This window comes from Streptomyces sp. H27-C3 (assembly GCF_030063415.1).
Classification (GTDB): Bacteria; Actinomycetota; Actinomycetes; order Streptomycetales; family Streptomycetaceae; genus Streptomyces.
On the sequence record NZ_JASITA010000007.1, the window covers coordinates 62,706 to 77,567 of the forward strand.

Sequence of the window (14,862 nt, forward strand, 5' to 3'; positions counted from 1 at the left end):
ACCTTCTCTTGGGTATTCCTGTACTCTTCGAGCAGCGGAGGGGAGTACTCCCGGCTGCGACGTACCCGTCAATACGGACCGCCATCGGTCCCGGGGCGTCGGCCCGTAGCGCGAGAACAGCGCTCGGGTGGAAGAGACCTCCGGCAGCGACGACGCTGATTGAGTTGCCGTAGCTACCTGCCGGAGGCGCAGTGGACGTTTCATTGAACATGTGGATCCTGACCATTCTCGGTCTGGCCGCCCTGATCGCTGTCGACTTCCTCATCGGGCGCAAGCCCCATGACGTGTCGATCAAGGAAGCCGGAATCTGGACGGTCGTCTGGATCGTCCTGGCCATCCTCTTCGGCCTCGGCCTGCTGGTGTTCGGCACCACCCAGGCATCCGGAGAGTTCTTCGCCGGCTTCATCACCGAGAAATCGCTCAGCGTGGACAACCTCTTTGTCTTCGTCCTGATCATGGCGAAGTTCTCGGTGCCGTCCCACCTCCAACAGCGTGTGCTGCTCATAGGCGTGCTGATCGCCCTGGTGCTGCGTGCGATCTTCATCGCCGCCGGCGCAGCGGTCATCGCCAACTTCTCATGGATCTTCTACATCTTCGGCGCGTTCCTGATCTACACCGCCTGGAAGCTCATCCAGGAGGCGCGCTCCGGCGACGAGGAGGACGAGTTCGAGGAGAACCGTCTTCTCAAGTCCATCGAGACCCGCTTCGGCGTGGCCGACAGCTACCACGGCACCAAGCTCTTCATTCAGAAGAACGGCAAGCGCATCATGACGCCGCTGATGGTCGTCATGCTCGCCATCGGCACCACCGATGTGCTGTTCGCGCTGGACTCGATCCCCGCGATCTTCGGCCTCACCCAGGACCCGTACATCGTCTTCACCGCCAACGCCTTCGCCCTGATGGGCCTGCGCCAGCTGTACTTCCTCATCGGTGGCCTGCTCAAGAAGCTGGTCCACCTGAGCTACGGCCTGTCGGTCATCCTGGGCTTCATCGGCGTCAAGCTGGTGCTGCACGCGCTGCACGAGAACGGGGTGAACGTCCCCGTGATCTCGATTCCCTTCTCGCTGACTGTCATCTGCGGCGTGCTGATCATCACCACGATCACCAGCCTGATCGCCAACAAGAAGACCGAGCAGCGCGAGGCGGCCGAGGCGGCCGCAGCGGGCGACAAGGAGAGCATCGAGTCCTGACGACCCGATCCGTATGCATGACTGGGGCCCGTACGCATCGTGCGTACGGGCCCCAGTCATGCATACGGTCGCGGTCTACCAGCCGCGCTTGCGCCACTCCGGCAGCTGCGGGCGCTCGGCGCCGAGCGTGGTGTCGTCGCCGTGGCCCGGGTAGACCCAGGTCTCGTCCGGCAGGCTGCCGAAGAGCTTCTTCTCCACGTCGTCGAGCAGGCTGGTGAAGGCCGCCGCGTCCTGCCGTGTATTGCCCACGCCGCCCGGGAAGAGACAGTCCCCGGTGAACGCGTGCGGATGCCCGTGCGGGTCGTCGTACACGAGGGCAATGCTGCCGGGGGTGTGGCCGACCAGCCGGTGCGCGGTGAGCTCGACCCGGCCGACCCTGATCGTGTCACCGTCCTCGACCGGGACATCGGTCGGGACGGGGATGCCCTCCGCGTCGTACCGGCCGGCGTACGTGCGCGCCCCGGTCGCCGCGACGACCTCGGCCAGCGCCTGCCAGTGGTCGCCGTGCTGGTGGGTGGTGACGACGGACGCGATGCCGTCGTCACCGATCAGCCGGAGCAGGATGTCCGGCTCGGCCGCCGCGTCGATCAGCAACTGCTCGCCGGTGGCACGGCAGCGCAGCAGGTAGGAGTTGTTGTTCATCGAGCCGACCGCGACCTTCGAGATCATCAGGTCCGCGAGCTCGTGCACGTCCGCAGGACCGCCGACCCTGACCGTTCCGCTGTACGTCATACGCTCAGCCTATAGCGGGGGCAGGGCGGGCAGCAGGGCCCCCGAGGTGTTGAGCGAGGCACCGTCGCGGCGGCCCGCGAGCCAGCCCAGGAGGTCGGGAGCCGCGCCCGTGACGGGCATCGGATCACCCTGCGTGCGTCCCGTGTGCCACTGCCGTCCGTCGGCCGCGGTCAGCAGGACCGCGGGCACATCCGGGTTCCCGGCGAAACGCGCGGCCAGGAACGCGATCTCGCGCCCGGTGAAGTCCTCCGGCAGATCCTCCAGCTCGTAGCCGACGCCCAGGTCGACGTGGTGCAGCTCGATCTCGATCAGCCGACGGAACGGGATGCGGGAGGCGTCGTCGGTCACGCCGTTGCGCAGGGCGACCGTGCGGGTCCAGTCGGCGGGGGCGGCGCCCGCCTCCTGGAACAGGGCCGCGCTGTCGCGCACGTCCTGGAGCTGCACGGACAGGGGGCGGGGAGCGTCACGCTCGATGTCGGCGTCGCGGGTCTCGGCGCTCGCATACATGCGGCGGCCGGCCAGCACATTGACCAGGGCGTCCGCGTTGCGGGCGACATGGGCCAGCACATGGCCGCGCGTCCAGCCGGGAAGGTGTGACGGTTGCGTCACTCCGGCGTTGTCCAGCTTGCCGGCCGAGGTGAGGAGCCGGTCGGTCGCTTCGCGTACAGAAGCCAGGTCGCGCACATGATCGTTCATGGCGCCGACAATAGCTCCGCCACTCGATCGGGTGAAGCTGTTTGGCGACGACCGTAATTCGAATGCACGTGCTATAAGCTCGTCAGAGCCATCAGGCATCCTTGAAGTCGTTGCTCCTTAAGACATCGCTAAGACATCGCTGTGGCGACCCCCATAGTCTGGGATTGGGGGGCTCAGCCCCCTGCTTCTCTCAAGAAAGGTGCGGACCGGCGTGGCCGACCGTCTCATCGTCCGTGGCGCGCGCGAGCACAATCTCAAGAACGTCTCGCTCGACCTCCCCCGCGACTCCCTCATCGTGTTCACCGGGCTCTCCGGGTCGGGCAAGTCCTCCCTCGCGTTCGACACGATCTTCGCCGAGGGGCAGCGCCGCTACGTCGAGTCGCTCTCCTCCTACGCCCGCCAGTTCCTGGGCCAGATGGACAAGCCCGATGTGGACTTCATCGAGGGTCTGTCGCCCGCGGTCTCCATCGACCAGAAGTCGACCTCGCGCAACCCGCGCTCGACGGTCGGCACCATCACCGAGGTCTACGACTACCTCCGGCTGCTCTTCGCCCGTATCGGCAAGCCGCACTGCCCCGAGTGCGGCCGCCCCATCACGCGACAGTCGCCGCAGGCCATCGTCGACAAGGTGCTCGAGCTGCCCGAGGGCAGCCGCTTCCAGGTGCTCTCCCCGCTGGTGCGCGAGCGCAAGGGCGAGTTCGTCGACCTCTTCGCCGACCTTCAGACCAAGGGGTACAGCCGGGCGCGCGTGGACGGCGAGACGATCCAGCTCTCCGAGCCGCCCACGCTCAAGAAGCAGGAGAAGCACACCATCGAGGTGGTCATCGACCGCCTGACGGTGAAGGACAGCGCCAAGCGCAGGCTCACCGACTCGGTGGAGACCGCGCTGGGGCTGGCCGGCGGCATGGTCATCCTCGACTTCGTCGACCTCCCGGAGGACGACCCCGAGCGTGAGCGGATGTACTCCGAGCACCTCTACTGCACATACGACGACCTGTCCTTCGAAGAGCTGGAGCCCCGCTCCTTCTCCTTCAACTCGCCCTTCGGCGCCTGCCCCGACTGCACCGGCATCGGCACGCGCATGGAGGTCGACCCGGAGCTGATCGTCCCCGACGAGGACAAGTCCCTCGACGAGGGCGCGATCAACCCGTGGTCGCACGGACACACCAAGGACTACTTCGCGCGGCTCGTCGGAGCCCTCGCCGACGCGCTCGGCTTCCGTACGGACATCCCTTGGGCGGGGCTGCCGCAGCGCGCCAAGAAGGCTCTGCTGCAGGGCCACAAGACCCAGATCGAGGTCCGCTACCGCAACAGGTACGGGCGCGAGCGGGCGTACACCACAGCCTTCGAGGGCGCGGTGCCGTTCGTCAAGCGGCGGCACTCGGAGGCCGAGAGTGACAGCAGCCGGGAGCGCTTCGAGGGTTATATGCGCGAGGTGCACTGCCCGACCTGCAACGGCACGCGACTCAAGCCGCTCGTCCTCGCAGTCACGGTCATGGAGAAGTCCATCGCCGCCGTCGCCGCGATGTCGATCAGCGAGTGCGCGGACTTCCTGGGCCGGCTGAAGCTGAACGCCCGCGACAAGAAGATCGCCGAGCGGGTGCTCAAGGAGGTCAACGAGCGGCTGAAGTTCCTGGTCGACGTGGGCCTTGACTACCTCTCGCTGAACCGCGCCGCGGGCACACTGTCCGGTGGCGAGGCGCAGCGCATCCGGCTCGCCACCCAGATCGGCTCCGGTCTGGTGGGCGTGCTGTACGTCCTGGACGAGCCGTCCATCGGCCTGCACCAGCGCGACAACCACCGGCTCATCGAGACGCTGGTGCGGCTGCGGGACATGGGCAACACGCTGATCGTCGTCGAGCACGACGAGGACACCATCAAGGTGGCCGACTGGGTGGTCGACATCGGCCCCGGGGCGGGTGAGCACGGCGGCAAGGTCGTGCACAGCGGCTCCCTCAAGGAGCTCCTCGACAACGAGGAGTCCATCACCGGCCAGTACCTGTCGGGCAAAAGGTCCATCGCGACGCCGGACATCCGCCGCCCGGTGGATCCCACCCGGCAGCTCACCGTCCACGGCGCCCGTGAGAACAACCTGCACGACATCGACGTGTCCTTCCCGCTCGGTGTGCTGACTGCGGTCACGGGTGTCTCGGGCTCGGGCAAGTCGACGCTGGTCAACGACATCCTCTATACGCACCTGGCGCGCGAGCTGAACGGCGCCCGCACGGTGCCCGGCCGTCACACGCGTGTGGAGGGCGACGACCTCGTCGACAAGGTGGTCCACGTCGACCAGTCGCCCATCGGCCGCACCCCCCGGTCGAACCCGGCGACGTACACCGGCGTCTTCGACCATGTCCGCAAGCTGTTCGCCGAGACGATGGAGGCGAAGGTCCGCGGTTACCTGCCGGGCCGGTTCTCCTTCAACGTCAAGGGCGGCCGCTGCGAGAACTGCTCGGGCGACGGCACCATCAAGATCGAGATGAACTTCCTGCCGGACGTGTACGTCCCGTGCGAGGTCTGCCATGGGGCGCGCTACAACCGGGAGACCTTGGAGGTCCACTTCAAGGGCAAGTCCATCGCCGAGGTGCTGGACATGCCGATCGAGGAGGGCCTGGACTTCTTCGAGGCCGTCCCGACGATCTCCCGCCACCTCAGGACGCTCAACGAGGTCGGCCTCGGATATGTCCGGCTGGGACAGTCGGCGCCCACGCTGTCGGGCGGTGAGGCGCAGCGCGTCAAGCTGGCCTCGGAGCTCCAGAAGCGCTCCAGCGGGCGGACTGTGTACGTGCTGGACGAGCCGACCACCGGTCTGCACTTCGAGGACATCAGTAAGCTCATCAAGGTGCTGTCCGGCCTGGTCGACAAGGGCAATACGGTGATCGTCATCGAGCACAACCTCGATGTCATCAAGACGGCCGACTGGGTCATCGACATGGGCCCGGAGGGTGGCAACGGCGGCGGTCTGGTCATCGCCGAGGGGACCCCGGAGCAGGTCGCGTCCGTACCGGCCAGTCACACGGGCAAGTTCCTGCGGGACACCCTGGGCGACCGGGTCACCGACGCGGCTCCGGCAAAGCGGAAGGCGCCCGTGAGGAAGGCCGCCGCCAAGAAGGCGGTGGCGGCGAAGGCTCCCGCGAAGAGGACGGCGGCCACGGTGAAGACGGCTGCGGCGAAGACAGCCGTTGCGAGGAAGGCGGCCCGCTCGCCGAAGGCCTGACGGCGGGGAAGGGGTGCGGGTGCGTGGGCGGGTTGCCTGCGGCGCTGTCCCCTGTCCGCCCCTTCCCAGCTGTGACACTTCGCGGCTGCCGCCGCGTGGGGGCTCCGCACCAGACCCCGGTCCTCAATGCCGGACAGGCTGAAATGGGCAGGGTTCTCAGCCCGTCCGGCCTTCGAGGACACGCCCGCAGGGCGTCCCGGGGGCCGGCCGCCGGTTTCGGGAAGTAGGCGTCTCAGCCCGGCAGTTCCTTTGCGTACGGCGGCTGCGCTCCCCGGCGGGAGCAGGTGATCGCGGCCGCTCGCGCCGCAAAGCTCAGGGTGTCGGTCCAGGCGTCCTCGTCCAGCGCCGCGAGTGCCCGCGCCGACAGCGCGTCATGTGCAGGGAGCCGGTGCAGCAGCGCCGCGTTCACCGTGTCACCCGCGCCGATCGTGTCGGCAACCTCGCCGCGTACCGCCGGGACGTCGACCGCGGCCCCATTCCGCGTCCGGACCGTCAGGCCGTCGGTGCCCCGCGTCAGCACCACCGCTGCCGGACCCGCCGCCAGCCACTCCTCCACCGACCCACCCAGCCACTGGGCGTCGTCCTGCGACAGCTTCAGCAGGGTGACGTACGGCAGCCAGCTCCGGAAGCGGGCCCGGTAGGCGTCCGGGTCCGGGATCAGTCCGGCCCTGATGTTCGGGTCCAGCAGGGTGAACACCCCGCGCCCCGCCTCCCTCCGCAGCAATGCCTCGTACGCGCTCGCACCGGGCTCCAGCGCCAGCGAGCAGGTGCCGAACGCCAATGCCCGTACGCCTGAAGGGAGATCGGGCGGCAAGTCGAAGAGGCGGTCGGCGCTGCCCTGGGCGTAGAAGCCGTACCCGGCTGACCCGCCCTCGTCCAGTGTCGCCAGCGCCAATGTCGTCGGCTCGGGGCCGCGTTGGACGAGCGAGGTGTCCACCCCGGCCGTCCGCAGCCCGTCAACGAGGGCCTCGCCGAAGCCGTCCGTCGAGATCCGGGAGCAGAAACCGGTGCGCGCGCCCAGCCTGCCCAGCGCGACAGCGGTGTTGTAGGGTCCGCCGCCCAGCCTTGGCAGCAGAGGCGCGAGCGCACCCGTCTCCTGCGGCACCAGGTCGATCAGGGACTCTCCGGCGACGATGATCACGCGGAAGAACGTAGCCCATCACCGTTCGGTACGACAGCAGGTGCGAGGCCTGTGCGTGGCCCGCGCGAGAGGCTGCCGATCTCCGCCAGTATCGTCAGGTCTGTCACCAACACCTCTGACCAGTGGAGACCGCATGCCCGGCCAGCCCGCCCCCCGTCGCACCGTGCTGAAGGGCGTCGCTCTCGCCGGCGCGGCCGGACTGGGCGTGGCGGCCTGCTCCACCGAATCGAAGCTCGGGCACGCCGAGCCGCTGCCGACCGCTCCCGTGGACCTCGGTGCGCCGGACGAGGTCCCCGTCGGTGGTGCCAAGCTCTACCGCGAGCAGCGCATCCTCGTGAGCTGCGCGGCCAAGGGCGAGTTCAAGGCGTTCAGCGGCCAGTGCACTCATGCGGGCTGCGCACTGGAGAAGGTCGAGAAGGGCGTGGGGATCTGTCCCTGCCACGGCAGCCGTTTCGATGTGACCACCGGCAAGGTGCTGAAGGGCCCGGCGACCGTGCCGCTGTCCGTGATCCCGGTCAAGGTCGAGGGCGGCAAGCTGATCGCGGGACCGGCGGCCAGCCCGGCGGCGTAGGAGAGCTCGTCCTGGGGCGCCCCTTGAAGCCGCGCCCGCCCGCGATGCCCGGCACGCACGCTTCCCACGCCGAGGGCGCGCCCAGTGCTTGAGTTCGTGCACGTGCACGTGCACGAGCCCGGCCCGCACTCTCCCCAGCCGAGGGCGCGCCCAGCGCACCAGCGCCGCAACGCACCAGCGCCGCGGTGCCGCAGCGCACCAGCGCACCAGCGCCGCGGTGCACCAGCGCCGCGGTGCCGCAGCACGGGCACGATCGACCGCCGTGCGCGTAGCGGTCCGGGGGCTGAAGGAGTGACAGCGCGCGACCAGGTGGGTGTCCTCTTGTTCGTGGTCGTTGCTCGGAGAGCGCCTGCCGCGTTGAGGTGGGTTCGATTGTGCCCGTCGCCTCCGTGGGGACGGGCGACCCCTCTCTCATCCTGTGGAGGTCCCATGCCATGCTTCCGTGCCCGCCAGCTGTCCGCCGCCGTGGTCACCGCTGCCACGGCGCTGGCTGCCACCGGCGCGTTCGCTCTCACCGCCCAGGCCGCGCCCGCGGCCGAGGACAAGAGCAAGGACAAGGTCACGGTGCTCAACTGGGTGGCGCACAAGCACTCGGACACCAAACCGCGCTCGGTGCGTGCGGGTTCCGACTGGACGGTCTACTCGCACCTGTTCGAGAACAAGAAGGGCGGCGCGGGCAAGAAGATCGGTGACGCCACGGCGCAGTGCGGCGCTGTCGACGTGACCCCGCACGGGCATGTCGCGCAGTGCCACCGTGTTCTGCGCACGGACCGGGGCAGCATCACCCTGAGCGACACCATCGACTACTTCGGCCACGGCCCGCACGGCGGCGCGTCGGCCGTCACCGGCGGCACCGGTAAGTACGAGGCCGCCGAGGGGCAGGCCAAGATCACCTTCCACCGCGACCACGCCGAGCTGCGCATCAGCCTCGACGACTGAGGGCGAGCCCGACCGCCCGCGTCGCGACCGGGCCCGCGGTGGCAAGCAGACTGACTGCTTCGCGAGCGCGGCCTGCGTTCGGCCGACCGGAAGCCGTCCCGCACGCAGGCCCGCCGTTCCGCCCGTCCCTTTCAGCACGGGCGGGGTGCCACCGGCCCGACGAGGCGGCGCCACGCGCGCCGCGCCCGAACCCGGAACGACGGCCCGCGTTCCGCCCCACCCAGGCAGGCGGGCAGCCCTCACTCCCAGTCCCAGTCGATCCCGAGGATCCCGGCCCGTACCCCCTGCTCCACCAGGTGCACCGTCCCGTGCCGTCCGCTGAGGGTCAGGTCCTGGCGGGCCGCGTGCGCCGCGCCCGCCGAGGATTTCGCGAAGCGGTGGCACCGCACCGGCAGTGCCTGCTCGTCGAAGCGCACCTGGAGGACGTACTGGCCACCGGTGAAGCTGAAACCGCGGACGTACTCGCTGCTGGGGCCCCCGGTGCCGTCCTCGAAGGCGTAACCGAAGAAGTAGGTGTCACCGGGCCGCAGCCGCGCGTCGAAGAGCAACTCGGCGACCACCACCCCCGCTTCCCGGTCCCACCGCACGCGCCCCGTCCGGCAGTTCTCCCGCGCCTGCACCACGACCCGACCGGGGTCACAGCCCGGGTCCCCGTGGTGGATGGCCAGATAACGGTCGATGCCGTCGCGGTGCGCCCGTACGGCATGCTGCGAGTCACGGCCCAGGAGCTGTCGACCCGCTCCGATGCCTACGCGCTCGTGGTGGCCGACGGTGTGCAGTCCGCCGTCGGTGGGGAACTCCAGCTCGGCTAGCAGCTGCTCCAGGGCGCCGAACGGCTCGACGAGGGCGCGGTACGAGCGCGTGGCGGGGCGCTCGGTGGTGCCGTCCACGCCCCCCACGTCGAGCAGCCGGGTCAGTGAACCCCCGGGCAGTCGCAGTACCTCCTCCAGGGCGCTCACAGCGCGCAGCGACTCGGCGCGCTGAGGGCGGCGCGCGCCCTGTTGCCAGTAACTCAGGCTCGTCACACCGACCTTGATCCCGCGGCTCGCCAGATGATGGCGGACCCGCTGCAAGGGCAGACCGCGCGCCGCGAGTGCGGCCCGCAGCGCCAGGTGGAAGGGGCCGGTGTGCAGCATCTGCGACAGGTCGGCCGCCAGCGCGTCCGCCCCCTGCTCCAGGGTCCGCGGCATCGGGTACCTCCAGTGAACGTTCACTACCGGGCCGGCGCGGCGGTGCGCCGGTGGGGGGCCGGGGCCAGGTGGGCGAGGCGGGGGTGTTCACATCACAGGCCACACCGTTCACAGCGCCGTACCCCCGCATTGAAGCGTGTTGACCTGCACCCGACAACAGCTGATGCTCCTCAACAGCGTCCGGACGCGCTCCTCCAACCCACCCCCCCCCCGCCTTGGGAGGAACGCGATGCGCAACCGAAAGAGACGGCTATCCTTCGCAGCCGTCTTCACCGCATTCATGCTCGCTCTGCCGACCGCGGCGGCCACCGCCACGGCCGCCCCCAACGACGACTCGTCGGCGCTCGCCACCAAGCGCCTGAACATCACCATGCAGGCGCAGCAGAAGACCAACTGGTGCTGGGCGGCGGGCGGCAACACCATCGCCGCCTGGTTCGGCAAGAACTACAGCCAGAACCAGTTCTGCAACGCCGCCTTCGGCCGCTCGCAGAGTAGCGAGTGTCCGAACAACCAGGCCACCCTCGGTAATGTCCAGGACGGTCTCGACTGGGCGGGCATCAACCCCGGCTCGTACGTCACCGGATATCTGCGCTACCCGACCGTGCAGAGCGAGGTCAACGCGAACCGCCCCGTCGAGACCCGCATCCAGTGGTCGAGCGGCGGTGGCCACATGCACGTCATCTACGGCTACGACACCGCCAACAGTTGGGTGTACTGGGGCGATCCCTGGGCCAACAGCGACCGCTACAACTGGGCCTCGCACAGCTGGTACGTGAACAACAACTCCTTCTCCTGGACCCACTCGCTCTACCGGATAGGGGCGTGAGGGCCATGACCGGACACGTCAGAGGAGCTGGGCGCACCGCCGCCGTCCTCACCGTCACCGTCGCGGCCGCCCTTATCGGCGTGGCCCCGCAGGCCGTCGCCGACGAGAAGCCGGCCGCGCCCGCCGCGCCCTCCGCCGAGAACCGCGCCGCCGCGCACAAGGCCGCAGCCGCACCCGACACCCTCGACACCCTCGCCCGTTTCTTCGCCCGCGAGGGCGCCGTCACCCGCGCTGCCGCGGAGCCCCGCATCGACGGCGCAGCGGTGCCCGTCTACACACTCGCCCCCGAGTTCGTCGCGGGACGCGAGGGAGCCCCGGTCGCGCACCTGGAGTACCTCGCCAGCAGGGCCGTCTCGTCGGACGGGCAGAAGGCATCCCTGTGGAGCGTGCCGCAGGGTGGCTCGTGGCAGGTGGTGAACATCTCCACCGGCGACGACGAGACGCGGTACGCCTCCGAGGGTGCCCGCAGGCTCCCCGGCGGCACCGTCTTCCGCGAACCGCAGATCGACGCCTGGTACGTGCAGCGCCACGCGCGCGTGCTGCCCCTGGACGAGGACGCGGTGAAGGCTGTGGGCGCCCGCGGCACCACGCTCGCGGCCTACCAGGACCGCGTAGAGAAGGCGTACGCGGACAAGCTGCCCGGCTCGGCGTACGCGAAGAAGGGCAAGGCGGGCGGCTACGCGTCAGAAGCGAATCCGCAGGCACAAACGCAACCGCAGTCACAACAGCAACAGCAACAGCAACAGCAATCGCTCGCGGACGACGCCGCACCCACGGCGTCGTCCGGCGAGTCCTCGCCCGCCGTCCCGTCGGCCGTGCTCGCCGCAGGGCTCGTGACACTCGCCCTGGGCGTGACGGTGCTCGGGCTGCGGCGCCGGACGCGCTCCGGCGGCTGATCGGCACCAGGCCGCGGGCCGGGCGGTAGCCCCGATGCCCTACCCGCGGGCCGGGCGGTGGATCCGGCACGGACCGGCGGTCGGGCAGCAGGTCGGACCGAAGGTCCGGCAGCGGATCGGACGGTGGGGGCGGGAGGCGTCGAGTCCTCCCGCCCCCGGTTGGAGACAGCCGCACTGTCACTGACCGCAAGTAGGGTGTCTGACATGGCCGACCCCTCCAGCTACCGCCCCAAACCGGGACAGATCCCCGACTCGCCGGGGGTCTACAAATTCCGCGACGAGCACCGCCGGGTGATCTACGTCGGGAAGGCGAAGAGCCTGCGCCCGCGCCTCTCCTCGTACTTCCAGGACCTGGCGAATCTCCACCCGCGCACGCGCACGATGGTCACCACGGCCGCCTCCGTCGAGTGGACCGTCGTCTCCACCGAGGTCGAGGCGCTCCAGCTGGAGTACTCCTGGATCAAGGAGTACGACCCCCGGTTCAACGTCAAGTACCGCGACGACAAGAGCTATCCGTCGCTCGCCGTGACCCTGGGCGAGGAGTTCCCCAGGGTCCAGGTCATGCGCGGCCCCAAGAAGAAGGGCGTGCGCTACTTCGGTCCGTACGGACACGCGTGGGCCATCCGCGAGACCGTCGACCTGATGCTGCGCGTCTTTCCCGTACGCACCTGCTCGGCCGGAGTCTTCAAGAACGCGGCCAGGACCGGCCGCCCCTGCCTCCTCGGCTACATCGGCAAATGCTCCGCGCCCTGCGTGGGCCGTGTCACCCCGGAGGAGCACCGCGAACTCGCCGACGAGTTCTGCGACTTCATGGCCGGCCGCACCGGCGCCTATCTGCGCCGTCTCGAAAGGCAGATGCACGAGGCCGCCGAGGAGATGGAGTACGAGAAGGCGGGCCGCCTGCGCGACGACATGGAGGCCCTGCGCCGCGCCCTGGAGAAGAACGCGGTGGTGTTCAACGACGCCACCGACGCCGACCTGATCGCCGTCGCCGAGGACGAGCTCGAAGCGGCGGTCCAGATCTTCCACGTACGCGGCGGCCGGGTCCGCGGCCAGCGCGGCTGGGTCACCGACAAGGTCGAGGCCGTCGACACGGCGGGCCTCGTCGAGCACGCCCTGCAGCAGTTGTACGGCGAGGAGAAGGGCGACGCCGTCCCGAAGGAGGTGCTCGTCCCCGCCCTCCCCGAGGACGCCCCTGCCGTCTCGCAGTGGCTCGCCGAGCGCCGGGGGTCCAATGTGTCGCTGCGCATCCCGCAGCGCGGTGACAAGAAGGACCTGATGGCGATGGTCCGGCGCAACGCGCAGCAGACCCTCGTCCTGCACAAGACCAAGCGGGCCTCGGACCTGACGACCCGCTCCCGCGCTCTGGAGGAGATCGCGGAAGCGCTCGGCCTGGACTCCGCGCCGCTGCGCATCGAGTGCTTCGACATCTCGCACCTCCAGGGCGACGACGTGGTGGCCTCCATGGTCGTCTTCGAGGACGGCCTGCCCCGCAAGAGCGAGTACCGCCGCTTCCAGATCAAGACCTTCGAGGGGCAGGACGACGTCCGCTCCATGCATGAGGTGCTCACCCGGCGCTTCAGGCGTTATCTCCAGGAGAAGGAGAAAACGGGGGAGTGGACGGAGGCAGAGGACGGGACCGGAGCGTCCCTCGACACGACGGCCGAGACGTCCCACGAGGTGGCGGCGGACGCGGAGGACGACGGCAGGCCCAAGCGTTTCGCCTACCCGCCCCAGCTCGTCGTCGTCGACGGCGGGCAGCCGCAGGTGGCCGCCGCCCGACGTGCTCTCGACGAGCTCGGCATCGACGATGTCGCGATCTGCGGTCTCGCCAAGCGCCTCGAAGAGGTCTGGCTGCCCGGTGAGGACGATCCGGTGGTGCTGCCCCGCAGCAGCGAGGGTCTCTACCTCCTCCAGCGGGTCCGTGACACGGCCCACGATTTCGCCATCCGCTACCAACGGACCAAGCGCGCCAAGCGTTTCAAGGCCGGGCCGCTGGACGCGGTCCCCGGCCTCGGCGACACGCGCAAGCAGGCGCTGATCAAGCACTTCGGTTCGGTGAAGAAGCTGCGGTCCGCGACAATCGAGCAGATCTGCGAGGTCCCGGGGATAGGCCGCAAGACGGCCGAGACCGTCGCCGTGGTCCTCGCGCAGGCGGCACCGGCCGCGCCTGCCGTGAATATGGCGACAGGAGAGATCATTGAAGACGACGAGGGCGCTGCGCAGGCCGCACCCGCGGCCTCCCCGCCCGAGCGGGACCAGCAGGAATGCCCACCGGAGCGGGAACAGCAGGAATGAACGGGGGCAGCGAAATGACTGAGAACGACGGAGACGGAGCACAGGTGAGCACGGGCACACCGCGGGAGACCGTGGAAGCAGCCGATACACCCATCCCTGAGCTGGTAATCATCTCGGGCATGTCCGGGGCCGGCCGCAGCACCGCGGCGAAGTGCCTGGAGGACCTCGGCTGGTTCGTCGTCGACAACCTGCCGCCCGCCCTGATCCCCACCATGGTGGAGCTCGGAGCCCGCTCGCAGGGCAATGTGGCCCGCATCGCCGTGGTCGTCGATGTCCGCGGCCGGCGCTTCTTCGACAACCTCAGGGAATCCCTCGCCGACCTGGATTCCAAGCAGGTCACCCGGCGAGTGGTCTTCCTGGAGTCCTCCGACGACGCGCTGGTACGCCGCTTCGAGTCGGTACGCCGCCCGCACCCGCTGCAGGGCGACGGCCGGATCACCGACGGCATCGCGGCCGAGCGCGACCTGCTGCGCGAGCTGCGCGGCGACGCCGACCTGGTGATCGACACCTCCAGCCTCAACGTCCACGAGCTGCGCGCCAAGATGGACGCCCAGTTCGCGGGCGACGACGAGCCGCAGCTGCGTGCCACGGTCATGTCGTTCGGATACAAGTACGGCCTGCCGGTCGACGCCGACCTCGTCGTCGACTGCCGCTTCCTGCCCAACCCGCACTGGGTCCCCGAGCTGCGCCCCTTCACCGGGCTCAACGAAGAGGTCTCGGCGTACGTCTTCAACCAGCCGGGCGCCAAGGAGTTCCTCGACCAGTACACCGAGCTGCTCCAGCTGATCGCCGCGGGCTACCGCCGCGAGGGCAAGCGTTATGTGACCATCGCGGTCGGCTGTACGGGGGGCAAGCACCGCAGCGTCGCCATGTCGGAGAAGCTGGCCGCGCGCCTCTCCTCCGAAGGGGTCGAGACCGTCCTCGTACACCGGGACATGGGGCGCGAGTGAAGCTGCACCGGCCGGGCAGACGTGACACCGGGACACCGGGACTGCCTGCGGCCGCGCCCCGGGTCCCCGACCGCACTGTGCCCGCCCAGGCACAGGCCGGGAACCAGGCACAGGCCGAGGCCGACCTCCGGCCCCCGGCCCAGGAGCAGCCCGTGGAAAGGCCCCAGGACCGGCCCCGGGCCCGGCACCAGGACGGCACGCCCGCCACCCGGCACC

At 69.6% G+C, this 14,862-nt stretch carries 12 protein-coding genes; 8 read left to right on the top strand and 4 right to left on the bottom strand.

Annotated elements, in window-relative coordinates; translation table 11 throughout:
• The first annotated feature begins 191 nt into the window (after window positions 1–191).
• Entirely contained in the window at window positions 192–1,190 is a 999-nt protein-coding gene (locus QMK30_RS08780; RefSeq protein WP_283516625.1) for a TerC family protein, read from the top strand.
• 75 nt (window positions 1,191–1,265) lie between these two features.
• Here QMK30_RS08780 and QMK30_RS08785 read toward each other — a convergent pair whose 3' ends face one another.
• Both QMK30_RS08785 and QMK30_RS08790 read right to left on the bottom strand, forming a co-directional pair.
• A complete protein-coding gene (locus QMK30_RS08785) occupies window positions 1,266–1,922 on the bottom strand; it encodes an MBL fold metallo-hydrolase (protein WP_283516626.1) in 657 nt (218 codons plus the stop codon).
• A gap of 9 nt (window positions 1,923–1,931) precedes the next feature.
• Window positions 1,932–2,618, bottom strand: a complete 687-nt coding sequence (locus tag QMK30_RS08790; protein WP_283516627.1) for a maleylpyruvate isomerase family mycothiol-dependent enzyme — start codon at window positions 2,616–2,618, stop codon at window positions 1,932–1,934.
• A gap of 211 nt (window positions 2,619–2,829) precedes the next feature.
• Between QMK30_RS08790 and uvrA the strand changes: the two genes are divergently transcribed.
• On the top strand, window positions 2,830–5,835 hold the full coding sequence (uvrA, locus tag QMK30_RS08795; protein WP_283516628.1) for an excinuclease ABC subunit UvrA: 3,006 nt from the start codon (window positions 2,830–2,832) through the stop codon (window positions 5,833–5,835).
• Window positions 5,836–6,067: 232 nt separating this feature from the next.
• Here uvrA and QMK30_RS08800 read toward each other — a convergent pair whose 3' ends face one another.
• Window positions 6,068–6,976: a carbohydrate kinase family protein gene (locus QMK30_RS08800; RefSeq protein ID WP_283516629.1), complete on the bottom strand. Its 909-nt coding sequence runs from the start codon at window positions 6,974–6,976 to the stop codon at window positions 6,068–6,070.
• 133 nt (window positions 6,977–7,109) lie between these two features.
• Between QMK30_RS08800 and QMK30_RS08805 the strand changes: the two genes are divergently transcribed.
• Window positions 7,110–7,547, top strand: a complete 438-nt coding sequence (locus QMK30_RS08805) for a Rieske (2Fe-2S) protein (protein ID WP_283516630.1) — start codon at window positions 7,110–7,112, stop codon at window positions 7,545–7,547.
• Window positions 7,548–7,976: 429 nt separating this feature from the next.
• Complete coding sequence (locus QMK30_RS08810; protein ID WP_283516631.1) at window positions 7,977–8,486, top strand: hypothetical protein; 510 nt, start codon at window positions 7,977–7,979, stop codon at window positions 8,484–8,486.
• Between the two features lie 239 nt (window positions 8,487–8,725).
• Here QMK30_RS08810 and QMK30_RS08815 read toward each other — a convergent pair whose 3' ends face one another.
• Window positions 8,726–9,676 (bottom strand): hypothetical protein, encoded by a 951-nt coding sequence (locus QMK30_RS08815; protein WP_283516632.1) that lies wholly within the window; start codon window positions 9,674–9,676, stop codon window positions 8,726–8,728.
• Window positions 9,677–9,905: 229 nt separating this feature from the next.
• Between QMK30_RS08815 and QMK30_RS08820 the strand changes: the two genes are divergently transcribed.
• The 4 genes from QMK30_RS08820 to rapZ all read left to right on the top strand — a co-directional run bounded on the left by QMK30_RS08820 (window position 9,906) and on the right by rapZ (window position 14,646).
• The gene (locus QMK30_RS08820; protein WP_283516633.1) at window positions 9,906–10,502 is read left to right on the top strand and encodes a papain-like cysteine protease family protein; all 597 of its coding nucleotides are present in this window, start codon (window positions 9,906–9,908) and stop codon (window positions 10,500–10,502) included.
• Window positions 10,503–10,507: 5 nt separating this feature from the next.
• Window positions 10,508–11,398 (top strand): hypothetical protein, encoded by an 891-nt coding sequence (locus QMK30_RS08825; protein WP_283516634.1) that lies wholly within the window; start codon window positions 10,508–10,510, stop codon window positions 11,396–11,398.
• Window positions 11,399–11,602: 204 nt separating this feature from the next.
• Window positions 11,603–13,696 carry an excinuclease ABC subunit UvrC gene (gene uvrC / locus QMK30_RS08830; RefSeq protein ID WP_283516635.1) on the top strand — a complete coding sequence of 698 codons (2,094 nt, stop codon included), beginning with the start codon at window positions 11,603–11,605 and terminating at the stop codon, window positions 13,694–13,696.
• A gap of 14 nt (window positions 13,697–13,710) precedes the next feature.
• Window positions 13,711–14,646, top strand: coding sequence for an RNase adapter RapZ (gene rapZ, locus QMK30_RS08835; RefSeq protein ID WP_283516636.1), 936 nt, complete (start codon window positions 13,711–13,713; stop codon window positions 14,644–14,646).
• Window positions 14,647–14,862: the final 216 nt, after the last annotated feature.